The sequence below is a fragment of the Streptomyces sp. NPDC051310 genome (assembly GCF_044455245.1).
GTDB lineage: Bacteria > Actinomycetota > Actinomycetes > Streptomycetales > Streptomycetaceae > Streptomyces.
This window is the reverse complement of record NZ_JBITEO010000001.1, coordinates 93,575-104,147: the sequence shown is the minus strand read 5'-3', so window position 1 is coordinate 104,147 and position 10,573 is coordinate 93,575. Positions and strand designations below refer to the sequence as shown.

The 10,573-nt window shown below is 71.4% G+C and carries 7 protein-coding genes; 4 read left to right on the top strand and 3 right to left on the bottom strand.

Annotation, left to right across the window (positions count from 1 at the left end):
• Nucleotides 1-276 precede the first annotated feature (276 nt).
• Nucleotides 277-3,252, top strand: coding sequence for a bifunctional [glutamine synthetase] adenylyltransferase/[glutamine synthetase]-adenylyl-L-tyrosine phosphorylase (locus ACIA79_RS00410; protein WP_399425592.1), 2,976 nt, complete (start codon nt 277-279; stop codon nt 3,250-3,252).
• Here ACIA79_RS00410 and ACIA79_RS00405 read toward each other — a convergent pair.
• Genes ACIA79_RS00405 through ACIA79_RS00395 form a run of 3 tightly spaced genes read right to left on the bottom strand, consistent with a single transcriptional unit; the run spans nt 3,240 to nt 6,942 of the window.
• A complete protein-coding gene (locus tag ACIA79_RS00405) occupies nt 3,240-4,097 on the bottom strand; it encodes a phosphatase PAP2 family protein (protein ID WP_399425590.1) in 858 nt (285 codons plus the stop codon). The genes ACIA79_RS00410 and ACIA79_RS00405 overlap by 13 nt on opposite strands.
• Before the next feature lie 36 nt (nt 4,098-4,133).
• On the bottom strand, nt 4,134-5,204 hold the full coding sequence (locus tag ACIA79_RS00400) for a LacI family DNA-binding transcriptional regulator (protein ID WP_399425589.1): 1,071 nt from the start codon (nt 5,202-5,204) through the stop codon (nt 4,134-4,136).
• 25 nt (nt 5,205-5,229) lie between these two features.
• Nucleotides 5,230-6,942: a glycoside hydrolase family 13 protein gene (locus ACIA79_RS00395; RefSeq protein ID WP_399425587.1), complete on the bottom strand. Its 1,713-nt coding sequence runs from the start codon at nt 6,940-6,942 to the stop codon at nt 5,230-5,232.
• Nucleotides 6,943-7,289: 347 nt separating this feature from the next.
• Here ACIA79_RS00395 and ACIA79_RS00390 point away from each other — a divergent pair, with 347 nt between their 5' ends.
• The 3 genes from ACIA79_RS00390 to ACIA79_RS00380 are packed head-to-tail and all read left to right on the top strand — an operon-like array spanning nt 7,290 to nt 10,471.
• Nucleotides 7,290-8,561, top strand: a complete 1,272-nt coding sequence (locus ACIA79_RS00390; protein WP_399425585.1) for an extracellular solute-binding protein — start codon at nt 7,290-7,292, stop codon at nt 8,559-8,561.
• A gap of 24 nt (nt 8,562-8,585) precedes the next feature.
• Nucleotides 8,586-9,611, top strand: coding sequence for a carbohydrate ABC transporter permease (locus tag ACIA79_RS00385; protein ID WP_399425583.1), 1,026 nt, complete (start codon nt 8,586-8,588; stop codon nt 9,609-9,611).
• The gene (locus tag ACIA79_RS00380) at nt 9,608-10,471 is read left to right on the top strand and encodes a sugar ABC transporter permease (protein WP_399425582.1); all 864 of its coding nucleotides are present in this window, start codon (nt 9,608-9,610) and stop codon (nt 10,469-10,471) included. The genes ACIA79_RS00385 and ACIA79_RS00380 overlap by 4 nt, the downstream gene beginning before the upstream one ends.
• Nucleotides 10,472-10,573 lie beyond the last annotated feature (102 nt).

Below are 10,573 nucleotides of genomic sequence, written 5' to 3'. Positions count from 1 at the left end.
GCCGTCTGCCGGTGGCGCCTGGCACCCCTCCCTTGGGACCCGCGTCCGCGTCGTCGGGGCCGGAAGGCGCGGCGGGCGGTCATGCCCCCGATCACGTGGGCCGATAGGCTCGGCGCCAGGACACCCGAAGGCGAGTGAGCCGAAGGGGCGCGCGGGCGTCGAAAGGGAGAACGCGCGGAGGTTCGCGAGGTACGAGCGAATCGAGCACGATCGACCGTCGACGCACGCAGCAGGCGCCCCGGAGGCGAACCGAGCCCCGAGAAGAGGGGGAGCACCATGACGCCGGGGCGCAGGAGCAGTACGTTCACGCGGCTGCTGCGGCACGGTTTCACCGATCCCTCCGCCGCCGAGCGGCTGCTGGAGCTGCCCGCGCTGTCGGCGGTGCGCGAGGATCCGGTGTTGCTGGACGCGCTGGGGGCCACGGCCGACCCGGATCTGGCGTTGCGCGGGCTGGTGCGGCTGGCCGAGGCGCAGCGTGACGGGCAGCTGCTGGGGACGCTGATCGGTGCCAAGCCGCTGCGGGACCGGCTCCTCGGGGTGCTCGGGGCGTCCGAGGCGCTCGGGGACCATCTGGCGCGCCACCCGGAGGACTGGCGGGCTCTGGTGACGTACGAGGCGACGGACCTGCATCCGGGGGTCGCCGACTTCGAGCGCGAGCTGGCGAAGGCCGCGGACCCGGTGTCGCTGCGGGTCGCGTACCGGCGGTGCCTGCTGGCCATCGCGGCCCGTGACGTGTGCGGGACCATCGACGTGGCGGAGACCGCCGCCGAGCTCGCCGACCTCGCCACGGCGACCCTGCGCAAGGCGCTGGCGCTGGCCTGTGCCGCGGCGCCCGACGACGCGGCCGTGTGCCGGCTCGCGGTGATCGCCATGGGCAAGTGCGGGGGCAACGAGCTCAATTACGTGTCGGACGTGGACGTCATCTTCGTGGGGGAGCCGCGCGACGGCGGCGACGAGGCGAAGGCGCTGCAGGCGGCCACGCGGCTGGCGTCGCATCTGATGCGCATCTGCTCGGAGACGACCGTGGAGGGCGCCATCTGGCCCGTCGACGCGAATCTGCGGCCGGAGGGCCGCAACGGGCCGCTCGTGCGGACGCTCTCCAGCCATCTGGCCTACTACCAGCGCTGGGCCAAGACGTGGGAGTTCCAGGCCCTGCTGAAGGCGCGCGCCGTCGCGGGGGACGCCGACCTGGGCGCCGCGTACATCGACGCGGTCTCACCGCTCGTCTGGCAGGCCGCGGAGCGGGACAACTTCGTCACCGACGTGCAGCGGATGCGCCGCCGGGTGGTGGACAACATCCCCGTCGCGCAGGTGGACCGGGAACTGAAGCTGGGGCCGGGCGGTCTGCGGGACGTGGAGTTCGCCGTGCAGCTGCTCCAGCTGGTGCACGGCCGCAGTGACGCCACCCTGCACAGCGGGTCGACGCTGGAGGCGCTGAGGGCGCTGGCTGCGGGGGGCTACGTGGGGCGGGTGGACGCGTCGCAGATGGACGAGGCGTACCGCTTCCTGCGGGCCATGGAGCACCGGATCCAGCTGTTCCGGCTGCGGCGTACGCACCTGGTGCCGGAGAGCGAGGACGACCTGCGGCGGCTCGGGCGGTCGATGGGGCTGCGGACCGATCCGGTGGCCGCGCTGAACCGGGAGTGGAAGCGGCACGCGGCGGTGGTGCGGCGGCTGCACGAGAAGCTGTTCTACCGGCCGCTGCTGGACGCCGTGGCGCAGCTCACGCCCGGCGAGACACGACTGAGCGCCAAGGCCGCCGGCCAGCGGCTGGAGGCGCTGGGGTACGCGGATCCGGTGGCCGCGCTCCGGCACCTGGAGGCGCTGTCGTCCGGGGTGACCCGGAAGGCGGCGATCCAGCGGACGCTGCTGCCCGTGCTGCTGGGGTGGTTCGCGGACTCGGCGGACCCGGACGCGGGACTCCTCGGCTTCCGGAAGGTGTCCGACGCCCTGGGCAAGACCCCGTGGTACCTGCGCCTGCTGCGGGACGAGGGCGCCGCGGCGGAGAACCTGGCGCGGGTGCTGTCGGCGGGGCGGCTCGCCCCCGACCTGCTGCTGCGGGCCCCCGAGGCGGTGGCCATCCTGGGCGCCCCGGAGGGGCTGAAGCCGCGCGGCCGCGACCACCTGGAGCCGGAGATCCTCGCGGCCGTGGGGCGCGCGGAGAACGCCGAGCAGGCCGTCGCCGTGGCCCGTGGCGTACGGCGCCGGGAGCTGTTCCGTACCGCCGCGACCGACATCGTCGCCTCGTACGGCACGGAGGACCGGCCCGCCGAGGTGGATACCGGGGCCCTGGTCGACCGCGTCGGCAACGCCGTGACCGACCTGAACGCCGCCACCCTCTCCGGCACCCTGCGTGCCGTCGTGCGCGAGCAGTGGGGCGAGGAGCTGCCGACCCGGTTCGCCGTGATCGGCATGGGCCGCTTCGGCGGGCACGAGCTCGGGTACGGCTCCGACGCGGACGTGCTGTTCGTGCACGAGCCCCGCGAGGGCGTGGACGAGCAGGAGGCCGCGCGGGCCGCGAACACGGTGGTCGCGGAGATGCGGCGGCTGCTCCAGCTGCCGACCGCCGACCCGCCGCTGCTCATCGACGCCGACCTGCGGCCCGAGGGCAAGAGCGGCCCGCTGGTGCGGACCCTGAAGTCGTACGAGGCGTACTACCGCCGGTGGTCGCTCGGCTGGGAGAGCCAGGCCCTGCTGCGTGCCGAGCCCATGGCGGGGGACCCGGACCTGGGCCGGCGGTTCATCGAGCTGATCGACCCGCTGCGCTACCCGGCGAAGGGGCTGGACGAGGCGGCCGTGCGGGAGATCCGCCGGCTCAAGGCGCGGATGGAGACCGAGCGGATGCCGCGGGGCGCCGATCCCACCCTGCACACCAAGCTGGGGCGGGGCGGTCTGTCGGACGTGGAGTGGACGGTGCAGCTGCTGCAGATGCGGCACGGGCACGAGGTGCCGGGGCTGCGCACCACCCGCACCCGGCGGGCGCTGGCCGCCGCGCGCGAGGCGGGGCTGATCGACGCGCGGGACGCGCGGACGCTGGAGGAGGCGTGGGTGCTCGCCACCCGCGTGCGCAACGGCGTGATGCTCGTCCGGGGCCGGGCCGGCGACACCTTCCCGTCCGACGGGCGGGAGCTGGCCGCGGTGGGCCGCTACCTCGGGTACGGCCCGGGGCACGTCGGCGAGATGGTCGAGGACTACCGCCGTACGACGCGCCGTGCGCGGGCCGTGGTGGACGAGCTGTTCTACGGAGCGTGAGGCAGGGTCCCCACCTGGCGCGGCAGCCGGTGGGGGACGCTGCGGTACCAGACGGTCGCCAGGGTGTAGCCGAAGGCGAGGCAGAGCATGCCGCCCACCGCGTCGAGCCAGAAGTGGTTGGCGGTGGCGACGATGACGACCAGGGTGAGCGTCGGGTACAGGAAGCCGAGGATCTTCGCCCAGGGCGCCTTCGCCAGCGCGTAGATGGTCAGGCCGCACCAGAGGGACCAGCCGATGTGCATCGACGGCATCGCGGCGTACTGGTTCGACATGTGCTTCAGGTCGCCGGAGGCCATCGAACCCCAGGTGTGGTGCACCAGCACCGTGTCGATGAAGTTCTCGCTGGTCATCAGGCGGGGCGGGGCCAGCGGGTACAGGTAGTAGCCGAGCAGGGCGATTCCGGTGGTCGAGAACAGCACCAGGCGGACGGCGGCGTACCGGCCCGGATGCCACCGGTACAGCCACACCAGCACACCGATCGTGACGATGAAGTGCAGCGTGGCGTAGTAGTAGTTCATGCCCACGATCAGCCAGGTCACCGAGTCGACGGCGTGGTTGACCGTCTTCTCGACGGCTATGCCGAGGACCTGTTCGGCGCGCCAGATCCAGTCGGCGTTGCGCAGTGCCTCCGCCTTCTGCTCCGGTACGGCGTTGCGGATGAGCGAGTACGTCCAGTAGCTCACCGCGATCAGCAGGATCTCGAACCAGATGCGGGGACGCCGCGGCGCGCGCAGCCGCTCCCAGGTGGTGGGGGGCGCGGGCGCGGGGTGCGGGCGCTGCTCCTCGATGGGTGATGGCGGGGCCGCCGTGCGGCCTTCCAATGTTCTCACTGTCGTGTCACCCATGGGCCGAGAGTCTGCCAGATGTGTCCACTGCGTCGATCATCCGTCAGTCGGGTCCTCATCGCCATCGATCCGTCTTTCGGATGACCGCTGACCCTGAGGTCCCGACGCCGTCGACCCGCGCACCACCAGCTCGGGCATGAAGACGAACTCGCTGTGCGGTGCGGGGGTACCGCCGATCTCCTCCAGCAGGGCGCGGACCGCGGCCTGCCCCATCGCCTGCACGGGCTGGCGGATGGTGGTCAGCGGCGGGTCCGTGAACGCTATGAGAGGGGAGTCGTCGAAACCGACGACGGAGATGTCGCGGGGCACGTGCAGCCCCTTCTGGCGGGCCGCGCGGATGGCGCCGAGCGCCATCATGTCGCTGGCGCAGACGAGAGCGGTGCAGCCCCGCTCGATGAGCGCGGTGGCGGCGGCCTGGCCGCCCTCCAGGGTGTAGAGCGAGTGCTGGATCAGCTCCTCGGACTCGTCGGGGCCGAGGCCCAGCCGGTCGCTCATGCCGCGCTTGAAGCCCTCGATCTTGCGGACGACGGGCACGAACCGCTTCGGGCCGACCGCCAGGCCGATCCGGGTGTGCCCGAGCGAGGCGAGGTGCGTGACGGCGAGCTGCATCGCGGCCCGGTCGTCCGGGGAGACGAAGGGGGCCTGCACCTTCGGCGAGAAGCCGTTGAGGAGGACGTACGGGACACCCTTGCCGCGCAGCTGGTCGTAGCGCGTCATGTCGGCGGTGGTGTCGGCGTGCAGGCCGGAGACGAAGATGATGCCGGAGACACCGCGCTCGACGAGCATCTCGGTGAGCTCGTCCTCGGTGGAGCCGCCGGGGGTCTGGGTGGCGAGGACCGGGGTGTAGCCCTGGCGGGTCAGGGCCTGGCCGATGACCTGGGCGAGGGCCGGGAAGATCGGGTTGTCCAGCTCGGGCGTTATCAGCCCGACGAGCCCGGCGCTGCGCTGCCGCAGCCGCACGGGCCGCTCGTAGCCGAGCACGTCGAGGGCGGCCAGCACGGACTGGCGGGTGGCCGCGGCCACACCCGGCTTGCCGTTGAGCACGCGGCTGACTGTGGCTTCGCTGACCCCCGCCTGGGCTGCGATGTCGGCTAGCCGCGCGGTCATAGGATGCGACTGTACCGGCCTCACGTCAGCTTGCCCACCAGACGCAGGAATCAGGGGCCAGGAGCACGGTCCTCCCCTCGGCTCCGTCGGGGTCGTCATCGGCCAACTCCCGCGCGGGAGCAGGCACTTTTCCGCCGAGGGCGGCCGCTTCGCCGGTGCAGGCCCCGGCCGGCGGGGCGCTGGACAGCAGCGGGCGGCCGGGGGCGGGCAGCCGTACCGGGCCGGGGGTGAGGTTCACCGTGCAGGTGAGCGCGGCCCCCTCGGCGCGGCGGCGGAAGGCGAGGACGCCCGGGGGCGCCGGCAGCCACTCGACGCCGTCGCCCGCGCCCAGCGCCGGGTGGGCGCGGCGCAGGGCGAGCGCGCTGCGGTAGAGCTCCAGCGTGGAGGCCGGGTCACCGGTCTGGGCCTCGACGGACAGATCGCGCCACTCGGGCGGCTGCGGCAGCCAGCTGCCGCCGGGGCCGAAGCCGTACGAGGGGCCCCCGGAGGTCCACGGGATCGGGACCCGGCAGCCGTCGCGCAATCCGTCCTGGCCCTCGCCGCGCTGGAACGCCGGGTCCTGCCGGACCTCGTCCGGCAGGTCGGTCACCTCCGGCAGCCCGAGCTCCTCGCCCTGGTAGACGTACGCGGAGCCGGGCAGCGCCAGCATCAGCAGGGTCGCCGCGCGGGCCCGGCGCAGGCCGGCCGCGCCGGCGCCGTAGCGCGTGGTGTGCCGTACGACGTCGTGGTTGGACAGCACCCACGTGGTCGTCGCGCCCACGGACGTGGTCGCCCGCAGCGAGTCGTCGACGACCCGCCGCAGCGCGTCCGCGTCCCACGGGCAGTTGAGGTACTGGAAGTTGAACGCCTGGTGCAGCTCGTCGGGCCGGACGTACAGGGCGAGCCGCTCCGCCGACGGGGCCCACGCCTCGGCGACCCCGATGCGCTCGTCGCCGTAGCTGTCGAGCAGCCGGCGCCACGCCCGGTGGATCTCGTGGACGCCGTCCTGGTCGAAGAACGGGAGCTGCTGCGAGCCGATGAGCCGGACCTGCTCGCGGTGCCCGATGTCGGGCAGGCCCGGGGCCTTGACCATGCCGTGCGCGACGTCGATACGGAATCCGTCGACGCCGAGGTCCAGCCAGAAGCGCAGCACCGACTCGAACTCGTCGCGCACCTCCTCGTCGTCCCAGTTCAGGTCGGGCTGCTCCGGCGCGAAGAGGTGCAGGTACCAGCTGCCGTCGGCCACCCGGGTCCACGCCGGGCCGCCGAAGACGGACTCCCAGTCGTTGGGCGGGAGGGACCCGTCCGGGCCGGTGCCGGGGCGGAAGTGGTAGCGCCGGCGGCCCCGGCCGGCGACGGCCTCCCGGAACCAGGGGTGCTGGTCGGAGGTGTGGTTCGGGACGATGTCGACGATCACCCGCAGGCCCAGCTGGTGCGCCGTGCGGACCAGGTCGTCCGCGTCCGCCAGGTCCCCGAAGACGGGGTCGACCGCGCGGTAGTCGGAGACGTCGTAGCCGCCGTCCGCCTGCGGGGAGGCGTAGAACGGCGTGAGCCACACCGCGTCGGCGCCGAGGGCCACCAGGTGAGGCAGCCGCTCCCGGGCGCCCCGCAGGTCGCCGATGCCGTCGCCGTCGCTGTCGGCGAAGGAGCGCACGTACACCTGGTAGATGACGGCATCCCGCCACCAGCCGGGCTTGGAAGGGCTTGCACGACGCAGATCGTCCGGGGCCGGGGCGGGCGAGGTGAGCTCATGGACCATGTGCGGGTTCCCTCTCGGGTGCGCCGGGACGGGGGTTTCGTACAACCAACGAGGTGGGGGCGGCCATGAAACGGTCCTGCAAGGATCCTGCAACGCATTGCGAAAAGGCTTGCAGAGGCTCCGGGGGGTCCGCAACCCCATCGCCACGGGCGTGTCAAGCGATCCATCGGCAACCGTAGGGACACGCGGATGTAACGATCAGGCGCCCTTGCAGAAAAATGCCGCAAGGTCTTTCGGCGCGTTTTCATCCCTGTTACGTTCCTGCCCAGCCCGGCGCGCCGCGAGGGAGCGGTCTGCAGGAGGCGAGTGACGCCTTCATCTTTCCGGGAACAGTTGAAGGAGTTCACATGCGGCGTGGCATAGCGGCCACCGCGCTGGTCGCGGCCCTCGGCCTGACGATCGCGGCCTGCGGTGGTGACGGCGAGGGCAACGGCACGAACAGCTCGGGCGAGCTCTCCGGCACCGTCACCTTCTGGGACACCTCGAACGAAGCCGAGAAGCCGACCTACAAGGCGCTGGCCGAGGGCTTCACCAAGCTGCACCCGAAGGTCAAGGTCAAGTACGTCAGCGTCCCGTTCGGCGAGGCCAACGCCAAGTTCAAGAACGCCGCCGGCGGCAATTCGGGCGCGCCCGACGTGATGCGCACCGAGGTCGCCTGGGTCGCCGACTTCGCCAGCCTCGGCTACCTCGCCCCGCTCGACGGGACGCCCGCCATCGAGAACGAGGTGGACTGGCTGCCGCAGGCCGCCGCGAGCACCAAGTACGAGGGCAAGACCTACGCGGTACCGCAGGTCATCGACACCATGGCGCTCTTCTACAACAAGAAGATGCTCAAGGACGCCGGCGTCGAGGTACCCAAGAACATCGACGAGCTCAAGGCCGCCTCGAAGAAGATCAGCGAGAAGTCGCCCGGCAAGACCGGCCTCTACCTGCGCGGCGACGACCCGTACTGGTTCCTGTCCTTCCTCTACGGCGAGGGCGGCGACATGGTCGACGCCAAGTCGAAGACGGTCACCATCGACGACGAGTCCGGCGTCAAGGCGTACAAGACCATCAAGGACCTGGTCGACTCGAAGGCGGCGATCACCGACGCCTCCGACGGCTGGAACAACATGCAGAACGCGTTCAAGTCCGGCAAGGTCGCGATGATGCTCAACGGCCCGTGGGCCATCGCCGACGCCCGCGCCGGTGCGCAGTTCAAGGACCCGGCCAACCTGGGCATCGCCCCCGTCCCGGCCGGCAGCGCCGCGCAGGGCTCCCCGCAGGGCGGCTGGAACCTCTCGGTCTACGCCGGCTCCCAGAACCTCAACGCCTCGTACGAGTTCGCCAAGTACATGAGCTCCGCCAAGGTCCAGCAGCAGACCACCGAGAAGCTGAGCCTGCTGCCGACCCGCCTGTCGGTCTACACGCAGCCGACCGTGGCCGACAACGAGATGGTGAAGTTCTTCAAGCCCGCGGTCGACAAGGCCGTCGAGCGCCCCTGGATCCCGCAGGGCAACTCGCTCTTCGAGCCGATCCGCCTCCACATGGCCAACGTCCTCACCGGCAAGACCAGCCCGGAGAAGGCCGCCGCGGAGACCGGCGACGCCTACCGCAAGCTCCTGAAGGACTACAAGTAAGCAGTGAGAAGGGCTGACCGACCCATGGCTGTCGAGACCAGCCAGTCGGTGGCGAAGGCCGCGGGCGCCCACAGCGCCCGCGGCCGCGGCCGCCGCACTGACACCCGCCCGGGCGCCGAGCCGCCGGGCAAGCTGCGCAGGGCGCTGTCCACCCACTGGTACGCCTGGAGCATGGTCGCCCCGGTGGTGATCGTGATCGGCGTGATCATCGGCTACCCGCTGGTGCGCGGCTTCTACCTGTCGCTGACGAACGCCAACGAGGCCAACGTCGAGCGCACCATCGGCGTCAACCACATCCCCGCGACGTACGAGTTCGTCGGTCTCGACAACTACACGGCGGTCCTCACCGACGAGGTGTTCTGGAACCGGCTGGGCTGGACCCTCGTGTGGACGGTCACCTGTGTCGCCCTGTCGGTGACGCTCGGCCTCGCGCTCGCCGTCATGCTCAACCGGAACCTGCGCGGACGCACCTTCTACCGGATGGCCCTGGTCCTGCCCTGGGCCGTCCCGCCGTTCGTCTCGGTCTTCACCTGGAAGCTGCTCTACAACGAGCGCAACGGCCTGTTCAACCAGCTGCTGGCGGGCGGGGGCATCGACGGCATCTCCTGGCTGAACGACCCCACCTGGGCCAAGGTGGCCGTCATCGCGGTCAACGTCTGGCTGGGCGTGCCGTTCATGATCCTCTCCATGCTGGGCGGCCTGCAGTCCATCCCCGGCGAGCTGTACGAGGCCGCCGAGATGGACGGCGCGAGCCCCTGGCAGCGCTTCCGCCACATCACCCTGCCCGGTCTGCGGCCCGTCTCCGCCACGGTGACGCTGCTGAGCTGCATCTGGACCTTCAACATGTTCCCGGTGATCTACCTGCTCACCCGGGGCGGGCCGGGCGACGCCACCGAGATCCTCGTGACGTACGCCTACCGGCTCTCGTTCGTCGTCAGCCCGCGCGACTACGCGGCATCCGCGGCCTGGGGCGTGGTCATCCTGCTGCTCCTGTCGCTCTTCGCGGTCGTCTACCGCCGCGCGCTCAAGAAGCAGGGAGACATGTGGTGACCGGCACGACCTCCACCCCGCGCAAGGTCCGGCTCCGCGGCGAGCGCTCGCCGCTCGCCTCCGCCGGCCTGCACCTGACGCTGCTGTTCGCCTCGGTCGTCGCCGTCTTCCCGCCGCTGTGGCTGGTGATCACCTCGTTCAAGCCGACGAACGACGCCTTCGACACCTCGCTCGTCAAGAACTTCACCTTCGCCAACTACAGCCACGTCATCTCCGACACCGAGTTCCTGTCGTGGGTCGGCAACTCCCTGGTCGTCGTCGGACTGACCACCGTCATCGGTGTGTTCATCTCCGCCACCACCGGCTACGCCGTCAGCCGCTTCCGCTTCCCGGGGCTCCGCCCCCTGATGTGGCTGCTGCTGATCACCCAGATGTTCCCGGTCGCCGTGCTCATCGTGCCGCTGTACAACCTGCTGGCCTCGCTGGGCATGCTCAACCAGCCCATCGGCCTCGTCATCACGTACCTCACCGTCGCCGTGCCCTTCTGCGCCTGGATGATGAAGGGGTACTTCGACGGCATCCCCGCCGAGATCGACGAGGCGGGCCGGGTCGACGGCCTGACGCCCTTCGGCACCTTCTGGCGGCTGATCATGCCGCTCGCCAAGCCGGGCCTCGCCGTCACCGCGTTCTACACCTTCATCACCGGCTGGGCCGAGGTCGCCTACGCCTCCGCCTTCATGACCGGTGAGGAGAACCTCACCCTCGCGGGCGGCCTGCAGACCTTCGTCAACCAGTACACCGCCGACTGGGGCTCGCTGACCGCCGCGGCCGTGCTCATCGCCGCGCCCGCGACGATCGTCTTCGCCCTCGTCCAGCGGCACCTGGTCTCCGGACTCACCGCGGGCGCCACCAAGTCGTGACCCCGTTACGCGATCCGCGCCGTACCGCTCCGTCCCGGTCAGCGGCGACCGGTCCGGCCTGTCACCGGGCCGGTCGCCGCACCCACTCCTTTTTCGATCCCA